Genomic DNA, 16,718 nt, shown 5'->3' on the forward strand with positions numbered 1-16,718 from the left:
CGTCGCGGGGCTGGTCGGTCGGCACGTGGCCGCCGCCGACGGCAGGTTCGCGCCGACGATCACGGGATCGGCGGCGGCCGGGACGACGGCCGTGATCGTCCTCGGGATCCTCCTGATCGCGATCGGGATCGCGTTCTCTCCCCTGGTCGAGGCCGTCGCGGTCGCGCTGTTCACGGCCGGCGTCGCCGGCTTCGCGACGCTCGTGCTCCGCGACGTCGTGCCGGCGGTTCCGCGACTCCCGGGTACGCTTCTCGCTATCGCCACGCTGTCGCTCTTCTGGACGATGACACTGGCGCTCGCGTTCGCCTCTTCCGCGCTCGCGGACGCGTCCCCGATCGTCACGATCCCGGCGATGATCCGCTGGCACGGGAGCGTCAACGCCTTCGGCTTCGCCCTCCCGGCCGTCCTCGCGCTCCGACTGCTCGAGGGCGGCGCCACGGCCTCGCCGAGCGACCCGCGGGCGTAATTCTCGGGTACTCGGATCGACCCCCTTCTCATATCCCGAGCAGTTCCGGCACCGGGTTGCGAAAGAGGAGCAAGAGGAGATTGTTCGCTACCAGTGCGAGGTAGACGACGACCACGGTGGCCACGAACCGCCCGTCGATCGGATCCGAGAGGACGTGGCCGATCGCAACCACGATTGCGGCGTAACACAGCGCGGCGAGCGCGACGCCGGGTAATCCGAATATGCCGTAAAAGAAGACGGTAACGGGATTGAGTTCGGTCGCGTACGGAACGAGGAAGAACATCGTCGCGGCGACCATGTCGATACCCCAGAGCGTGACAAATGCGAGTCGGAGCCCGACGGTGCCCGGCGGATCCAGGTGGCTCTCGAGAGTCCGTGCTGCTGTCATCGTACCCCCGAATAGCGGCCCGAGAGGGGTAGCGATTGACCTTGCTCATTCCGGTCGTCCCGAACGCACGCGGCGTTTCAGCCCCGCTCGATCGACTCACGTGATCGTTATTCGTGGGGTTCTCGAACGGCCGCGATCGTCTCGCGGGCCAGCGCGTCGAACGTCGCCTCCGCCGGTACCACGTCGACGTCTATCCCCCGCGACTCGGCGGTCCGCTTCGTCGGGTCGCCGATCGCGCCGACGGTCGCGCCCCGGAGGCCCGCGAGGGCCGATTCGCGGACCCCGCGCACGTCGGCGGCCTCGAGGAAGTGATCGACCGTCAGCGACGAGGTGAAACAGGCGGCGTCGAGTTCGTTCTCGGCCGCGAGTTCGGCCGACTCGCCGCTCCCCTCGGGTCGGACCAGCCGGTAGAGGATCGTCTCGTGGACGTACGCGCCCGCGCTCTCGAGTCCCTCGAGCAGGACGTCGCTGCCGTGATCGCTCCGGGCGACCTCGATGCGGACACCGTCGACCCCGGCTCGCGGCTCCGCCGTCTGCTCGCGGTCTGACGGACCGCTCGCATGGTCCGAGGGACTCGGAGAGTCCCTCGCTACTCGACTGTCCGCGGAACGGAGTTCCGCGCTACTCGCTCGTTCCCCGGAGCCACGCTCCGCGCTCCCGTCGAGCGCCGCGACGAGGCCGCTCGACGTGAACTCCTCGGGGACGAGATCGACCTCGTAGCCCACGTCGCGGAGGGCGTCGGCCGTCGCGGGCCCGATCGCACAGACGGTCGCGTCGCCGGGGTCCCAGCCGGCGTCGGCGGCGAGTTCCGCGCCGGTCTTGCTCGTCAAAATCACGTAGTCGGCGTCGGTCCGTGGGGCGGCGTCGGTCGGTTCGACGGCGAGCATGGGGTCCGGAACGGGGTCCGCACCGAGTGATTCGAGCAGGTCGGCGGCGTCCGCGAGCCGATCGTCGTCGGGGCGAAAGACGGCGACCGTGGGGGTGTCGTCACTCATCGTACGTCACGCCTCCTCGTTCGGAGTGCCGTAGTCGTTCTGCAGGAACTCCACGACCGAGTCGCGCGTGCCGGCGACGTCGCCGATCACCGTCACGGCGGGCGGCGAGACGTCGGCCTCGTCGCGGGCGTCGACGATCGTCTCGAGGGTGCCGGTCGCGACCTGCTGGCCGGGCCAGGTGCCGCGTTCGACGAGCGCGACCGGCGTCTCTGGGTCCATTCCGGCCTCGCGCAGCGCCGTCGTGTAGTCCGGGAGCCGACCGACGCCCATGAGGACGACGATCGTGCCGCCGGTCGCGGCCAGGGCCTCCCAGTCGACCGCCGATTCCTCCTTGGTGGGATCCTCGTGGCCGGTGACGAACGAGACGGAGGACGCGTGATTGCGGTGCGTGACCGGAATCCCAGCGACGGCGGGCGCGGCGATCGCGGACGTAACTGCGGGGACGACCTCGAAGGGCACTTCGTGGGCGGCGAGGTACTCGGCCTCCTCGCCACCGCGGCCGAAGACGAACGAGTCGCCGCCCTTGAGCCGAACCACGGACTTCCCCTCGCGGGCGAGTTCGACCAGCCGCTCGTTGATCTCGGACTGGGGCGTGCGATCGCCGTCGGCGCGCTTGCCGACGTCCTCCCGGCGGTCCTCCGGCAGCAGGTCGATGATTTCGGGACCGGGGAGTTTGTCGTGGAGCACGACGTCGGCGTCCTCGAGCAGCCGTTTCGCCCTGACGGTCAGCAGGTCCGGATCGCCGGGGCCGCTGCCGACGAGGTAGACGGTGCCCGGCTGTGGGCCGTTCGAGTCGGTCGACCCGCCCGCCATCTACTTCCCCTCCGGCTGGTCTTCCGGGGCCGGATCGTCGTCGCTCTCGGCGTCCTCGCGCGCGGATTCGATCAGTTCCGCGGCACCGCGATCGGCGAGGTCGTTCGCGAACTCGCGGGCGGCCTCGACGTGGGTCTCGACCGGGAGGTCGCGGCTCGCGGTCACCGACTCCTCGCCCTCCCGGTCGGAGACGTGGACGGACGCGTGGACGTACTCCCCCTGGACGACGGCGTAGATGCCGATCGGCGCGATACAGCCGCCGCCGAGTTCCGCGAGGAGGGTGCGCTCGACCGTCGTCTCGACCCGGGTTCGCGGGTGGTCGATCGCGGACTGGATCTCGCGGGCGGTCTCGCCGTCCGTCGCGGTCACCGCGAGCGCGCCCTGACCCGGCGCGGGCACGAACGTCCCCGTCGGGAGTTGCTGGTAGTCGACGTAGTGCGCGAGGCCGCTGCGTTCGAGGCCCGCCTCCGCGAGGACGATCGCGTCGTAGGCGGTCTCGACCTCGCGACCCAGGGCCTGCTTTTCGAGTTCCGAGAGGTCGTCGAACCACTCGTCGACGGTGCGGTCGTACTCGGGTTCGAAGTCGTCGTTTCCGGTGTTTCCTTTGCGCTCCTTGTCCGCCTCCGATCGCTCCTGGTGTTCCGCCTGGAGCGCGGGCGCGAGCAACTTCTCGAGGCGCGTGTCCACGTTCCCGCGCAGCGGCTCGACCTCCAGGTCCGCCCGCTCCGAGAGCAACTGTGCGCGCCGGCGCAGGCTCGACGTGCCGACGATCGCGCCGTCCGGCAGATCATCGAGCGTCGTTCCCTCGGGCGTGACGAGGACGTCGCCCGGTCGGCCGCGTTCCGGGATCGCGGCCGTGATGAGTTCCTCGGGCTGTTCGGTCGGCATGTCCTTCATCGAGTGGATCGCGCCGTCGACGTCCCCTTCGAGGACGCGCTCGTCGAGTTCGCGGACGAACGCGCCCGTCTTCCCCAGTCGGTGGATCAACTCGTCCCTGATCTGGTCGCCCGTCGTCTCGACGGTCACGAGTTCGACCTCGTACCGCCGGTCTTCGAGGGCCTCCTTTACGAGTGAGGCCTGCCGCCGGGCGAGTGCAGAGCCCCGTGTCGCCAGTCGCAACGTCCCGCGCGTTCTCATAGGCGGTAGTGGTCGCCTCGAGTATGAAAAGCGCACGCTTGTCCGCCGGGCCGGGCGACGGATCGATCGCCGGGCCCCGCTTGTCGTCCCGCCGGACGATCGGTCCGACGACTGGATCGCGGCAGCGGTCCGACGATCGGGGTCACGGCGGCGGACCACGACGACGAACGACGTCGTCGGCGAGCGCAACCGCGGATCGTGTTGATGCGTATCAACACGATGATAAATATTATCGGACCCCATCCCGTTGCTGGAGTGTATGCGATACGGTACCGCCGGACTGTTCGTCCTGCTCGCAGCCGTCTGGGGGCTGTCGTTCGTCGCGGCGCGCGCCGCGCTGCCGTACATTCCGCCCGTTCCGCTCGCAGCCCTCCGGTTCGATATCGTGGCCGTGGCGACGCTCGCGTACGCGAGCGTCACGACCGATCGGTGGTATCCCGAAACGATCGACGAGTGGCGCGTCGTCGTTCTCGGCGGGACGCTGTTCGTCGCCGTCCACCACGCGCTGCTGTTCGCGGGCCAGCAGCACGTCACGAGCGCCGTCGCGAGCGTCGTCATGAGCCTCGACCCGGTGCTCGCCGCCGGATTCGCGTGGGCGCTGCTGGCCGACGAGCGACTCGATCTCGTCGGCGTTCTCGGCCTCTGTACGGGACTGGTCGGCGTCGTGATCGTCGCGAATCCGACGTTCGACGGCGCGGACGCGGCGACGATGCTCGGCGTCCTGCTCGTCTTCTTGTCGGCCGCCGCGTTCGCGCTGGGCGCCGTCCTGACGCGTCGCTATCGAACCGCCCTCCCCGTGCGATCGATGCAGGCGTGGATGATGGTCGTCGGGGCGCCGCTGTTGCACGTCGCGGCGATCGCGCTCCCGCTTCCCGGATTCGGTGCGATCGAGTGGACGACGCCGGCGCTGCTCGGACTCGCGTACCTCGCCCTCGTCGCCGGCGTCTTCGGGTACTTGCTCTACTTCGAACTGCTGGACCGGATCGGGGCGATCGAGATCAATCTGATCGGGTACGCCGCACCCGTCTTCGCAGCGATCGGCGGCTGGGCGGTTCTCGACGAACCGATCGCGGCGCGTACCGTCGCCGGGTTCGCCGTCATCGTCTGCGGATTCGTCCTGATAACGCGCGACTCGATCCGAACGGAACTCGCGGGCCGGGGATCCCGCGCGGTCGAAACGAGCGGTTCGGACCGACGACGCGATCGCTAGGGATCTTCGACGTCGAATCTCGCCGCCGGTACGGGTCCGTTCCCAGCTTCCGGGAATCCGGCCCGGCTTTTATCCGCGTTAATTCCATATCTGGGCTCGATGAGCGAAACGATCTACGAACGGCTCGGCGGCGAGGACGCAATCGCCGCTGTCGTCGATCGATTCTACGAACGGCTGCTCGAAGACGACCGCGTCGCCCACTTCTTCGAGGACGTCGACATGCGGAGACAGCGCGCCCACCAGACGCAGTTTCTCAGTTCGGTCGCCGGCGGCCCGGTGGAGTACTCCGGCGAGGACATGCAGTCTGCGCACGACCACCTCGATATCACGCCGTCCGACTTCGACGTGATCGCGACGCATCTGGCGGAGACGCTGGTCGAGTTCGAGGTCGAGGAGGCCGATCGCGCGGCCGTGATGGAGGCGGTCGCCGGCTACGAGGACGACGTCGTCACCGTCGCCGCCGACTGATTCTTCCGCGATCGGACGATCGAGGTGGGAATGGAGAGCGACGCGTCCGATCGACCTCCTCGATCGGGTCGACGGCAACCGTTCGTCGCCCTCGCCGGTCCGACGAAACTCCACCCCGGTCACCCCTAATCCCTGTCGCGAACTCGTTCGGGTCCTTTTCCAGCCGGTAGGAAAAGCCGGGCCGTTTGACGGGTCTTGCACGTCGACATCCGACTGTAATGAAGGTAAACAGAAAGCAACTCGCCGCGTTCCTCGCGGTGATCTTCTTCGTGAACCTCGTCGTCATGGGCGGCGGGGCGTGGCTTTCCTACGAGAACGAACCGGAGATTCCCGAGACGATCGTCGGCCCGGACGGCGAGACCGTCGCGACGAGCGACGACGTCCAGTCGGGGAAGGCGGTCTTCCAGGAGAACGGCCTGATGAATCAGGGGTCGGCCCTGGGCCGTGGTAGTTACTACGACGTCGACTACACTGCCGACGCCCTCGAGTCGAAGACCGACCACATGCGCGACTATTACGCGCAAGAAGAGTACGAGACGGCCTACGAGGACCTCGAGGCGTCCGAACAGGCCGCGATCGACGAGACGGTCCGGCAGGAACTCCAGTCGAGCAGCCACGGCGAACGGGTCGAGTACTCCGCCGCGGAAGCGTACGCCCACCAGCAGGTTCGCGAGGAGTACGTCGAGCGCTACCACGAGGGCGACCGCGAGCGCGGCATCCAGGAGGGACTGATCCCGACCGAGGAGGAAGCCGAGCAGTTCGCCGACTTCGCGCTGTGGACCGCCTGGATCTCCCACACCGATCGCCCCGGCTCCGACGCCTCGTTCACCAACGACTTCCCGTACTCGCCCGCCGCGGGCAACGACGCCGGCGGGCCCGTGATGACGTGGAGCGTCATCGCGATGGTGTTACTGGTCGCCGGCGCCGGGGTCGCGATCTGGCTCTACCAGGCCGTCGAACTCCCCGAGCCCGAAGCGAACGGCGTCTCGATCCCCCACCCGAAGGAGATCGATCTCACCCCGAGTCAGCTCCTGAGCACCAGATTCATCCTCATCGGGGCGCTGTTGTTCGTCTTCCAGACGTTCCTGGGCGGCTTGCTCGCCCACTACTACGTCGAGCGCGACGACTTCTTCGGCCTCCACGAGGCCGTCGGGTTCGACGTCCTCGAGTACCTACCGTGGACGATCGTCCGAACCTGGCACGTCGACCTGGGGATCCTCTGGATCGCCACGATGTGGCTCGGAGCCGGACTCTTCCTCGCCCCGCTGTTGACCGGCCGCGAACCCCGCAAGCAGGCGCTGTACGTGAAGGGGCTGCTCGGCGCGTTGCTCGTCGTCGCCGTCGGCGGCCTCGCCGGCATCTGGCTCGGCGTCAACAACTTCTTCGGCGGCGAGTGGTGGTGGCTCCTGGGTAACGAGGGGCTGGAGTACGTCGAGATCGGTCGCGTCTGGCAGGCCGGCCTGCTGGTCGGCTTCCTCGGCTGGACCGCCCTCGTGGCGCGCGGGTTCAAGCCCTTGCTCGATCGCGAGCCCCGGTACGGGCTGGCCCACATGATCGTGTACGCGGGCGGTTCGATCGGCCTGCTGTTCACGGCCGGCTTCCTCTACACGCCCGACACGAACTTCGTCATAACCGAGTTCTGGCGCTGGTGGGTCGTCCACATGTGGGTCGAGGGCGTCTTCGAGTTCTTCATCCTCGTCGTCATCGCGCTGACGCTGGTCTCGATGAACCTCCTGACAAAGAAGTCCGCCGAGAAGGCCGTCATCTTTCAGGCCGCACTCGTCATGGGGAGCGGCATCATCGGCGTCTCCCACCACTACTGGTGGGCCGGCCTCCCCGAGGTGTGGCTGCCGATCGGCAGCGTCTTTTCCACCCTCGAGTTCATTCCCCTGCTGTTCATCCTCTACGAGGCGCTGGGCCAGTACCGCGCGATGGCCGCCGCCGGGACGGACTTCCCCTACCGGACGGCCTTCTACTTCATCGTCGCCTCGTCCGTCTGGAACTTCTTCGGGGCCGGCGTCATCGGCTTCTTCATCAACCTCCCGGTCATCAGCTACTTCGAGAGCGGGACCTACCTCACCGTCGCTCACGCCCACGGCGCGATGTTCGGGGCCTTCGGCTTCCTCGCGATGGGGATGGCCGTCTACATCCTCCGGGTGACCACCCGCCCCGAGAAGTGGTCCGCGAAACGGCTGCGCTGGTCGTTCTGGCTGTGCAACGCCGGCCTCGCGCTCATGTTGTTCCTCTCCCTACTCCCGGTCGGCTTCCTCCAACTCGAGGTCGCGTTCACGGAGGGGTACGCCGCCTCGCGCAGCCTCGCGTTCTACGACAGCGGGATCGTCCAGACCCTGTTCTGGCTGCGCATGCCCGGTGACACGCTGTTGATCCTGGGGGCGATCGTCTTCGCCTGGGACGTCGTCGCGAAATTGCTCTTCCAGCGAAAGCCGACCGTGAGCGAGGAGTCGACCACTCACTCGCACGTCATCGCCGATCGGCTCGTCGCCGACGGCGTCGAATCGGTGAGCGACGACGACTGACGGCGGTCGTCTCCCGCCGGCCCCGCATCCGATCCACGACCCGGCCGGTCCACCGCGTCCCCACCGGGACCGGGTCTTTAGGTGATTTCAACCGCCTTGCGTCGCCTGGTGAGGTAGTAGCCCGCCACGATCGGCTGTAACGGGGGGACGGAGAGGCTCGTGAACGCGATCCCGAGGTACAGTCCCGGATTCGGCCGCCAGTCGTCACCGTAGGTACAGACGTAGGCGGCGTCCTGGTGAATCGCGACCGGAAACGCGCCGAAGGCGATCGCGCCGGCCAGCCCGACCGCGGTCGAGAGCAGTCCCGGAAGCGCGAAGACGAACGCGACGATCGCGATCACGGCCCCGATCACCGTCGCTCCGAACGAGGCCGCCACGACGAGCCACCAGCCCGACCACCCCGGTTTCGTCCCGAACCGCTTGTGCCGCCGGTAGAGGTAGAATACGCCCGCGATCGGGGCCCAGACGGCCGCGAACGCGGCGTTGAGCCACGGGCTCGGTTTCCAGTGGCTGCTGACGCCGCCCCGGCGACGAATCCGGCGGGCGTCGACGACGAGCGCGCCGACGAGCGCGATCGTCAGGAGCGTGTAGCCGAACGTACTGACCAGCACCAGTCCGCGTTCGAGGAACGGCACGCCGGGATCGGCCTCCCGGACGACGCCGATCAGGCCGACGCCGACCACCGGCGGGAACAGAAAGCAGAGTCGCTCGATGGCCCGCCCCCAGTCGATCGCGTCGAGGCTCGTCGTCATTGCAATATCAGCCGACGTGACGTTTCGACCGCCGTCGGTTACGTGTATCGGACACAGCGATCCCGTTTCAATTCGGGCCGTTCGATCGCGGGTCGACCCTGGCTCGATCGCTACGCGTGTTCGCGTACGGCGTCCGCTACAGTGCTTCTTTGTACGCTTCGAGGGTTTCTTCGACGTCTTCGGCGGTGTGGCCGTAACTGACGAACTGGCACTCGAACTGGTTCTGTGAGAGGAAGATCCCTTGGTCTCTCATCTGGCCCCAGAAGACCCGTCGCCAGCGCTCGGTCTCGGCGTGTTTCACGTCCGCGGCGTTTTTCGGGCAGTAGTCGTAGCGCGGACAGGTCGGGTCCTGCCGACAGCCCGCTTCGCACTGCTCTTCGAGCGAACCCGCGCCGGGCCCCTCGCGAGTGAAGATCACCTTGAACATGCTGGCGGTGCCGGTCACCGTGTAGCTCGGTGCCTGGTCGGCCACGATGTCCCGGAGGCCGCTGCGGAGGTCGTCGCCGAGGCCGTTCACGTGATCGTAGACGTCGTTCTCGGCGGCGAACTGCAGGGTCTCGAGGCCGGCGGCCATCGTGACGGGGTGTCCGGAGAAGGTGCCGGCCTGGAAGACGTCGCCCGACGGCGTGAAGTGCTCGACGATCTCGGCACGGCCGCCGATCGCGCCGACGGGGAAGCCGCCGCCGATGATCTTGCCGAACGTCGTCAGGTCGGGGGTGACGCCGAACTCGCTCTGGGCACAGCCGAGGCCGCCGACCCGGAAGCCGGTGATCACCTCGTCGAAGATCAGCAGCGAGCCGTGGTCGTCGGTGATCTCGCGCAGGAACTCGTGGTATCCTTCTTCGGGGTAGACGACCCCGTAGTTGGCCAGGATCGGCTCGGCGAGAACGGCCGCGATGTCGTCGCCGTGCTCCTCGAACACCTCGCGCACGGCGTCCTCGTCGTTGAACGGTACCGGGAGGGTGTGTTCGGCGAACGACTGGGGGATGCCGGCCGACGAGGGCGCGGGATCGTCCGCGTCACCCTCGACGAGCGTCGACTCCTGGGCCCCGTGGTAGCCGCCCTGCATGACGACGATCTTGTTCCGGCCGGTGTAGCCCCGCGCCAGGCGGACCGCGGAGACGGTCGCCTCGGTCCCGGAGTTGACGAACCGGATCTTCTCGACGCTCGGGACGTGTCGAACGACGAACTCCGCGAGGTCGACCTCGATCTCCGTGGGCGTCCCGTACATCGGCCCCTCGCTGGACTTCTGCTGAATAGCCGCCCGCACGCCTTCCGGCAGGTCGTGGCCTAGCAGCAGCGGACCGAGCCCCATCACCCAGTCGACGTACCGGTTCCCGTCGGCGTCGATGACGTGCCCACCGTCGCCCTTCTGGACGAAGAACGGGTACGGCTCGATCGCCGCACGGACGGCCGAGTTGACGCCGCCGGGCATCACGGAGAGGGCCCGGTCGTACAGGTCACGTGAATTGTCGTCGTTCATGCGCGGGCCTTTGCGATGGGACGGCAAAGTAGTACCGAGGTTCGATCGCCGTCGCGGGATCGGAGCCCGATCGACATCGCGGCGCGAGGGTCGATCGCCGTCGCGCGATCAGTGCGGTTAAACCCGTGCTTCGCCGATCCGCAGGATACTGTCCGTATGCGCTATCGAATGCCCGTTCTGTTCCTGCTCGTCGCTGCGATCTGGGGATCGACGTTTCCGGCCGTCCGCGTCGCCGTCGACGTCGTTCCCCCGGTCCTGTTCGCTGCCCTTCGATTCGACGCCGTGGCGATCCTCGTGCTGGGGTACGCCGCCGTCCGTGGCCATCGCATCCGTCCCCGTCGCGGGGAGTGGGCCGGAGTCCTCGCCGGCGGCGTGTTCCTGATCGCGCTCCATCACGCGCTGCTGTTCGCCGGCCAGCAGTACGTCACGAGCGCCGTCGCCGCCGTCGTCGTCGCGACGGTGCCGATCCTCACCGCGGGGCTCTCGCGCGCGCTGCTCCCGAGTACCGGCCTCGGCGTCGTCGGTACCGTCGGTCTCGGGCTGGGTTTCCTCGGGACGGCGATCGTGTCCGATCCGGACCCGGCGGCGCTGTACACGGCCGAATCGCTCGGCGTCCTCCTCGTTTTCGCCGCCGCCATCGCGTTCGCGCTCGGGTCGGTCGTTACCCAGCGAACCCGGACCGGACTCCCGATCGCCTCCCTCCAGGGGTGGATGATGCTCGTCGGCGCACCGGTCCTGCACGGTGCGAGCGTCTCACTGGGGGAACCGCAGTCGATCGACTGGACGCCGGCCGCGGCGGTCGCGTTCGTCTACCTCGTTCCCGTCGCCGGCGGCCTCGGCTACCTGCTGTACTTCGACCTGCTCGATCGACTCGGCTCGATCGAGATCAACCTCGTCACGTACCTGTTACCGGTCTTCGCCGCGATCGTCGGCTGGCTCGTCCTTCGAGAACCGCTCGCGCCGTCGACGGTCGTCGGATTCGTCGTCGTCGCCGTCGGCTTCGCCCTGGTCAAGCGGCGGGCGCTCGCGCGACTCGTCTCGAGGGGGCCGCGGGCGGGCCACGAAGTGGATCGGTGACGCGCGAAAAAGAGCGACGGTAGATTCGCGACGAGGATCGTCGCGTTCGATCAGACCGCGTCCGTGCCGGTTTTGCCGGTCCGGATCTGGTACGCGCTTTCGACGGGCGTGACGAAGATTTTCCCGTCGCCTGGCTCACCGGTGTGTGCGCCCTCGCTGATCGCGTCGACGACGTCCTCCGCGGGGATGTCCGCGACGACGCACTCGATCTTGACCTTCTGGTGGAGATCGACCGTGTACTCCTCGCCGCGCCACTGCCCCTTTTTCGCGGGCTGGGAGCCGCGCCCGGAGACGTTCGTGACGGTCAGCGAGGGGGCTCCGGCGTCCGCCAGCGCCGTCTTGATCGCGCCGAGGCGATCGGGACGGACGATGGCGGTGACCATCTTGATCTCGCCGCCGTTCGGGTTGCCGCCGTCGGGACGGAGCACCTCGGTTCCGGCCGTCCCGCCGTCGGTCGCGACCTCTGGCTTACCGAACTCGGGGTAGGTGTCGACGCCGTGTTCGGAGACGTCGAGTCCGTCGCGTTCGTGTTCGGGCGTGACGCGAGCCTGTCCGACAGCTTTGAAGGCGAACCAGATGAGAGCGGTCGCACCGACCGTCCACGCGGTGATGATGAGGACGCCGGCGACCTGCGCGACGAACGCGTTCGCGACGCTGTCCACGACGCCGGGTGCGGCGACGAACGGGAACAGCAACGTCCCGAGAATCCCGGCCGAGCCGTGGACGGGGAACACCGCACAGACGTCGTCGATCTTCAGTTTCTGTTCGACGAACTCGAAGACGATCGGGAGTTGCGCACCGGCGAGCCCGCCGACGACGAACGCGCCCCACCAGGCGGCGGTGTCGGGAATCGCGGTGATGCCGACGAGACCGGCCAGCAGTCCGTTCGCGACGTACAGCGTGTCGACCTTGCCGGTCTTGAGCCAGGCGACGAATCCGGCCCCCATCGCACCGCAGGCCATCGAAATCGTGGTGGTCATGGCGACGCGGCCGAGCTGGTCGCCGAGGAACGCGCCCTCGCCGACGATGGCGGAGGTGCCGACGTTGAAGCCATACCAGCCGAACGCGAGGATCAGCGTGCCGAGGACGGCGAAGGTCAGCGAGTGACCGGGGATGACGTTCGCGGAGCCGTCGTCGTTGTAGCGGTCCATGCGCGGGCCGAGCACCCACGCGGCGGTGAGACCGGCGATGCCGCCCATGCCGTGGACGATCATCCCGCCCGCGAAGTCGGCGAAGGGCGTCCCGGTGAGCGTCTCGATGTGTCCGCCGGCCCACGTGATCCCGGTGACGACCGGGTAGATGACCGCGGCCAGCAGGAAGGTGTAGGTGACGTACGCGCGGAGCTTCGCGCGACCGGCGACCGCCCCGGAGACGATCGTCGCCGCAGTCATGGCGAAGACGGCACCGTACAGCCAGCCGATCCAGCTGCTGGCGTCACCGGTGAACGCGGGTTCGAAGCTACCGCCGGCGACGACGCTCTCGACCCCGACGCCGATCAGGAAGAACACCGTCACGCCGACGCTCCAGGTCAGCAGGTTCTTCGTCAGCTGGTTCGCCACGTTCTTCGAGCGCACCTGCCCCGCCTCGAGCATGGCGAAGCCGGCGTGCATGAAGAAGATCAGGAACGTGGCGACCAGGATCCACGTGTTGTTGATCGCCTCGATCAGCATCTCCGGATCCGACTGCAAGAGCGTCGACTCCATCACCCGCTCACCTCCGTCGTGTCCGTTCTGCGATCGATCGCAGAACGATCGAACGTTTGTAGACGCACGTCCATCTCTGGGCTACTCGACTCCATGGATGTCTTCTGATTCACGTATAGCTCCGATGAACTTGTCTAATATAAGGGTTAGCGTTGACAAACGCATAATTATCTCGATGTAATAGGGTCAACCGACCAGATCTAGAGGTAGTGTAATGTGTATAAGGGTGTTGAATTTTGTGTATTTTTCGATTCGTTGGTATATATTCCTCGTTTGTAAACCCATTTTCGGAGTATACTGCCACGAAACGGCCTCGATCTGGTTTCAAAGGATGCGATTCGGCTCTCGCGCGGTAGATGTTGCCGCCCGCGAGGCACCGCCGATCGGCCGCTGGACGTTCGTCCGAATTCGCGATCGAGTCGTGCTCGATCAGCGATCGAACGAGGTCCGATCACCGACCGAGATCGGCCGATCGATCGTCGAGAGGGCTCCGGCCGCGTCGCTGACGGAGAGATCGGCGACAGTTTCGGCGGCCTCGTAGACGGTAGGCCTCACCATCGAGCACCTGTAGGGCTGAACTCGGTCCGATCGGGCGGGACGATAGTGGTGATCGATGGCCGCCCCGTCAGGACAGTTGCTCGGCGACGTCCTCGGCGAAGTAGGTCAGAATCAGGTCCGCACCCGCGCGTTTGATCGACAGCAGCGATTCGATCGCCACCTCTTCCAGGTCGAGCCACCCCTTCTCGGCGGCGGCGTGGAGCATCGCGTACTCGCCGGAGACGTTGTACGCCGCCACGGGGTGATCGAACTCGCGGCGGACCGCGCCGACGATATCGAGGTACGGCAGCGCGGGTTTGACCATCAGCACGTCCGCCCCCTGTTCGGCGTCGAGTCGGACCTCTCGCATCGCTTCGCGGGCGTTCGCGGGGTCCATCTGGTAGTGTCGGCGGTTCCCGAAGGCGGGTGCGCCGTCGGCGGCGTCCCGGAACGGGCCGTAGAAGGCGCTCTCGTACTTGGCCGCGTAGCTCATGATCGGCACGTGCTCGTGCCCCTCGCGATCGAGGGCGGCGCGAATGGCGGCGACCATCCCGTCCATCATCCCGCTCGGCGCGATCATGTCCGCACCCGCCTCGGCGTGGGAGACGGCGATCTTCTCGAGGGACGCGAGGGTGGCGTCGTTGTCGACCGTCAGCGTCGGCTCGCAGGCGGGGCCGCCTTCCGCGACGGCCTCGCCCCGAAGTTCCTCCTCGAGCGGTCCGCAGTGGCCGTGATCGGTGTACTCGCAGAGACAGGCGTCCGTGATCACGTAGGCGTCCGTCTCCCGGCTGATCCGTCGCGTCGCCTCCTGGACGACTCCGTCTTCGGCCCAGGCACGCGTCCCTTCGGGATCCTTGGACTCCGGGATGCCGAAGAGCATCACCGCCTCCACGCCCGTCTCGCGGACTTCCTCGACGCGGGAGACGCTCTCCTCGATCGGCACCCGATCGTGGCCGGGCATCGACTCGATCGGGACCCGTTCGTCGGTCGTCGCGTCGACGAACACCGGTGCGATCAGATCCGAGGGATCGACGCTCGTCTCGCTGACGAGGCCGCGAACCCGGTCCTGTCGAAGCCGCCGGGGACGATGTGTGAGATCCATACGCGAGCATTCGTCGGTGGGCGCAAAAACGCCTCGCTCGCGGACTCACTCGAAGGTGGCAACCAAACTCCCCCCTGATCGAGCGGGTCGGGCGCCCGAGACTCGAACTCGCCCCGCTCCAGGGCGTGTGCTTCGTCGAAGTCGACTCCGGTCACGCCGGTCTCGTCGACCGCGTAAACGACTCCGTCGTCGCCCAGGTCTGCCTCCCAGGCGTGGCCCGAACCCGGCCTGTCTCAGCGTGGTTCGCCGGCGCCTTCTCGAACGCTTCGACGTATTCGACGAACGGCGAGGACGCGGACCGGTGGGACGGAACGCCTCGTCGTTCATCCTGCTGCGGCCTCGGCGTCCTCGTCGGCAGCCTCACCGTCGTCCGGCGTCTCCTCGACGACGTACCGCTGACCGACCATCGGATCGAGCAGACTGTCGACCGGCGCGTGGTCGTCGCGGAGGAGCGGGACGTCGTCCGTTTCGGCCGAGCGTTCGTAGTTGCCGACCTCGTCGCGCAGGTCGATGCCGATGTCGCGGCGCTCGTTGCGCTCGCGGAGTTCGTCCTCCGTGAGAAGCGTCTCGTCTTTCGTCGCGAGCACCTCGATGTTCTGGACGACGATCGACCCCGAGGTCGGGAAACTGTAGACCTGTGGAAAGACCCGGTTCATCGTCTTGTATTCGGCGCGGTAGAACCGGGAGGCGGGGCCGCGAGGCGCCGAGATGACGTTCGCGAGGAACATACCCTGTGGCGAGAGCCGATCGCTGGCGAGTTGCATGAACTCCTCGGTGGTCATCTGGAAGGGGACCTTGTCCTTCTTGTAGGCGTCGAGGACGATCAGATCGTAGGTCTCGTCGGTGTTCCGGAGGAACTGCCGGCCGTCCCCGTTGTGGATGGTCAGGTTCTCGGACTCCTCGACGCCGAAGTACTCCTTGCCCGCGTCGATCACGTCGGGGTCGATCTCGACGACGTCGACGGTCACGTCGTACTCGTCGGCGAAGTGCTTCGGGCCGGTGAACCCGCCGCCGCCGATGAACAGCACGCGATCGATGTCGTCGGGATCGTCGGCCGCCAGGAACGGGAGGTGGAAGTACCGCGTGTAGTCGAAGACGTGGCGGTCGGGGTCGTCCAGATCCATCGCGCTGTGGCGGTGGCCGTCGAGGTAGAGCGTCCGCGTGTCGCCCCGATCGACGACCTGTAGCTCCTGGTAGGGCGTCTGGGTCTGGTGGACGATCCGGCCCTCGACGGCGATCCCGGCCGGACCGCTGACGACGGCCCCGACGAGCAGCACGGTGACGCCGGCGACGGCGACCGCCGGCCGCCACTCCATCTCGGGGAGCGTAAGCGCCAGCGCCGTGCCCACCAGGAGGAGCCCGAAGACGAGCCCGATCTGATCGACCGTCAGCGTCGGGATCAGGAAGTACGTCGTCCCGAAGGCCCCGAGGATGCTGCCGACGGTGCCGACGGCGTAGACGTGTCCCGACGCCTCGCCGATATCCTCCTTCCGGGAGAGTTCGGCGCCGTACGGGCTGATGAACCCCAGCAGGTACGTCGGCGGACCGAACAGGATCGTGACGGCCGGCAGGGACGCGAGCCGACTCGGCAGCGGGTACCCCGCCATCGATCGCAACAGCAGGTCGCCCGCGAAGATCAACACGGCGACGTACGCGGCGGTGCCGAGCATGAGCACGGCCAGCCGCTCGTTCGACGCGTTCACGGCCGCCTGCTTCCCGCCGCGATGATAGCCCAGGCTGAGCGCGGCGAGGAAGACGCCGATGATCGTTCCCCACGTGTAGATGCTGCTGCCGAACTGTGGCGCGACGATGCGGCCGGCCAGGATCTCCAGTCCCATGCTGGCGACGCCGGAGACGAAAACCGCCACCTCGGCTCTGGTCAGCGAGAACCGCTCCCGGGTGTTGAATGCGGCCATTCGGTCGGTACAAATGGAGAGTGGATTACTAAAGCTACGGGCGATACTCCCGCCCGTCCGTCGACCGACGAAGGGGTGGCGTTCGTGGCGGTTCGAGATCCGCGACCGATCGACTCCCGTCGATCGCAATCGCG

The 16,718-nt window shown here is 67.4% G+C and carries 15 protein-coding genes; 5 read left to right on the forward strand and 10 right to left on the reverse strand.

Annotated elements, in window-relative coordinates; all coding sequences use genetic code 11:
• The first annotated feature begins 25 nt into the window (after positions 1-25).
• Entirely contained in the window at positions 26-466 is a 441-nt protein-coding gene (locus MUG98_RS21765) for a YndJ family protein (protein WP_265109516.1), read from the forward strand.
• A gap of 28 nt (positions 467-494) precedes the next feature.
• Here MUG98_RS21765 and MUG98_RS21770 read toward each other — a convergent pair whose 3' ends face one another.
• The 4 genes from MUG98_RS21770 to hemC form a co-directional block, all read right to left on the reverse strand.
• A complete protein-coding gene (locus MUG98_RS21770) occupies positions 495-854 on the reverse strand; it encodes a hypothetical protein (RefSeq protein WP_265109517.1) in 360 nt (119 codons plus the stop codon).
• Positions 855-961: 107 nt separating this feature from the next.
• Positions 962-1,849 carry a uroporphyrinogen-III synthase gene (locus MUG98_RS21775; protein ID WP_265109518.1) on the reverse strand — a complete coding sequence of 296 codons (888 nt, stop codon included), beginning with the start codon at positions 1,847-1,849 and terminating at the stop codon, positions 962-964.
• A gap of 6 nt (positions 1,850-1,855) precedes the next feature.
• Complete coding sequence (gene cobA, locus MUG98_RS21780; protein ID WP_265109519.1) at positions 1,856-2,662, reverse strand: uroporphyrinogen-III C-methyltransferase; 807 nt, start codon at positions 2,660-2,662, stop codon at positions 1,856-1,858.
• Positions 2,663-3,799, reverse strand: coding sequence for a hydroxymethylbilane synthase (gene hemC / locus MUG98_RS21785; RefSeq protein WP_265109520.1), 1,137 nt, complete (start codon positions 3,797-3,799; stop codon positions 2,663-2,665).
• A 259-nt stretch (positions 3,800-4,058) separates the two neighbouring features.
• On the opposite strand from hemC, the gene MUG98_RS21790 reads away from it, so the two are divergent.
• The 3 genes from MUG98_RS21790 to MUG98_RS21800 all read left to right on the forward strand — a co-directional run bounded on the left by MUG98_RS21790 (position 4,059) and on the right by MUG98_RS21800 (position 8,014).
• A complete protein-coding gene (locus MUG98_RS21790; RefSeq protein ID WP_265109521.1) occupies positions 4,059-5,009 on the forward strand; it encodes a DMT family transporter in 951 nt (316 codons plus the stop codon).
• Positions 5,010-5,108: 99 nt separating this feature from the next.
• A complete protein-coding gene (locus tag MUG98_RS21795) occupies positions 5,109-5,477 on the forward strand; it encodes a group I truncated hemoglobin (protein ID WP_265109522.1) in 369 nt (122 codons plus the stop codon).
• A gap of 218 nt (positions 5,478-5,695) precedes the next feature.
• Positions 5,696-8,014 (forward strand): nitric-oxide reductase large subunit, encoded by a 2,319-nt coding sequence (locus tag MUG98_RS21800; RefSeq protein WP_265109523.1) that lies wholly within the window; start codon positions 5,696-5,698, stop codon positions 8,012-8,014.
• A 77-nt stretch (positions 8,015-8,091) separates the two neighbouring features.
• On the opposite strand, the gene MUG98_RS21805 is transcribed toward MUG98_RS21800, so the two are convergent.
• Together MUG98_RS21805 and hemL are read right to left on the reverse strand one after the other, a co-directional pair.
• On the reverse strand, positions 8,092-8,766 hold the full coding sequence (locus tag MUG98_RS21805; protein ID WP_265109524.1) for a hypothetical protein: 675 nt from the start codon (positions 8,764-8,766) through the stop codon (positions 8,092-8,094).
• Positions 8,767-8,902: 136 nt separating this feature from the next.
• Positions 8,903-10,249 (reverse strand): glutamate-1-semialdehyde 2,1-aminomutase, encoded by a 1,347-nt coding sequence (gene hemL / locus MUG98_RS21810; protein ID WP_265109525.1) that lies wholly within the window; start codon positions 10,247-10,249, stop codon positions 8,903-8,905.
• 156 nt (positions 10,250-10,405) lie between these two features.
• Here hemL and MUG98_RS21815 point away from each other — a divergent pair, with 156 nt between their 5' ends.
• Entirely contained in the window at positions 10,406-11,326 is a 921-nt protein-coding gene (locus MUG98_RS21815; RefSeq protein WP_265109526.1) for a DMT family transporter, read from the forward strand.
• Between the two features lie 50 nt (positions 11,327-11,376).
• On the opposite strand, the gene MUG98_RS21820 is transcribed toward MUG98_RS21815, so the two are convergent.
• The 4 genes from MUG98_RS21820 to MUG98_RS21835 form a co-directional block, all read right to left on the reverse strand.
• Positions 11,377-13,029, reverse strand: a complete 1,653-nt coding sequence (locus MUG98_RS21820; RefSeq protein WP_265109527.1) for an ammonium transporter — start codon at positions 13,027-13,029, stop codon at positions 11,377-11,379.
• 429 nt (positions 13,030-13,458) lie between these two features.
• Positions 13,459-13,587, reverse strand: coding sequence for a hypothetical protein (locus tag MUG98_RS21825; RefSeq protein WP_265109528.1), 129 nt, complete (start codon positions 13,585-13,587; stop codon positions 13,459-13,461).
• 67 nt (positions 13,588-13,654) lie between these two features.
• A complete protein-coding gene (gene hemB, locus MUG98_RS21830) occupies positions 13,655-14,668 on the reverse strand; it encodes a porphobilinogen synthase (protein ID WP_265109529.1) in 1,014 nt (337 codons plus the stop codon).
• 323 nt (positions 14,669-14,991) lie between these two features.
• Positions 14,992-16,584, reverse strand: coding sequence for a spermidine synthase (locus MUG98_RS21835; protein ID WP_265109530.1), 1,593 nt, complete (start codon positions 16,582-16,584; stop codon positions 14,992-14,994).
• Positions 16,585-16,718: the final 134 nt, after the last annotated feature.

Source organism: Halosolutus halophilus, from assembly GCF_022869805.1.
Classification (GTDB): Archaea; Halobacteriota; Halobacteria; order Halobacteriales; family Natrialbaceae; genus Halosolutus; species Halosolutus halophilus.

What these genes read in the sequence shown, in the direction of transcription:
- MUG98_RS21770 (WP_265109517.1), bottom strand. Translation starts at nt 854, where the DNA reads ATGACAGCAGCACGGACTCTCGAGAGCCACCTGGATCCGCCGGGCACC.
- MUG98_RS21775 (WP_265109518.1), bottom strand. Translation starts at nt 1,849, where the DNA reads ATGAGTGACGACACCCCCACGGTCGCCGTCTTTCGCCCCGACGACGAT.
- cobA (WP_265109519.1), bottom strand. Translation starts at nt 2,662, where the DNA reads ATGGCGGGCGGGTCGACCGACTCGAACGGCCCACAGCCGGGCACCGTC.
- hemC (WP_265109520.1), bottom strand. Translation starts at nt 3,799, where the DNA reads ATGAGAACGCGCGGGACGTTGCGACTGGCGACACGGGGCTCTGCACTC.
- MUG98_RS21790 (WP_265109521.1), top strand. Translation starts at nt 4,059, where the DNA reads ATGCGATACGGTACCGCCGGACTGTTCGTCCTGCTCGCAGCCGTCTGG.
- MUG98_RS21795 (WP_265109522.1), top strand. Translation starts at nt 5,109, where the DNA reads ATGAGCGAAACGATCTACGAACGGCTCGGCGGCGAGGACGCAATCGCC.
- MUG98_RS21800 (WP_265109523.1), top strand. Translation starts at nt 5,696, where the DNA reads ATGAAGGTAAACAGAAAGCAACTCGCCGCGTTCCTCGCGGTGATCTTC.
- MUG98_RS21805 (WP_265109524.1), bottom strand. Translation starts at nt 8,766, where the DNA reads ATGACGACGAGCCTCGACGCGATCGACTGGGGGCGGGCCATCGAGCGA.
- hemL (WP_265109525.1), bottom strand. Translation starts at nt 10,249, where the DNA reads ATGAACGACGACAATTCACGTGACCTGTACGACCGGGCCCTCTCCGTG.
- MUG98_RS21815 (WP_265109526.1), top strand. Translation starts at nt 10,406, where the DNA reads ATGCGCTATCGAATGCCCGTTCTGTTCCTGCTCGTCGCTGCGATCTGG.
- MUG98_RS21820 (WP_265109527.1), bottom strand. Translation starts at nt 13,029, where the DNA reads ATGGAGTCGACGCTCTTGCAGTCGGATCCGGAGATGCTGATCGAGGCG.
- MUG98_RS21825 (WP_265109528.1), bottom strand. Translation starts at nt 13,587, where the DNA reads ATGGTGAGGCCTACCGTCTACGAGGCCGCCGAAACTGTCGCCGATCTC.
- hemB (WP_265109529.1), bottom strand. Translation starts at nt 14,668, where the DNA reads ATGGATCTCACACATCGTCCCCGGCGGCTTCGACAGGACCGGGTTCGC.
- MUG98_RS21835 (WP_265109530.1), bottom strand. Translation starts at nt 16,584, where the DNA reads ATGGCCGCATTCAACACCCGGGAGCGGTTCTCGCTGACCAGAGCCGAG.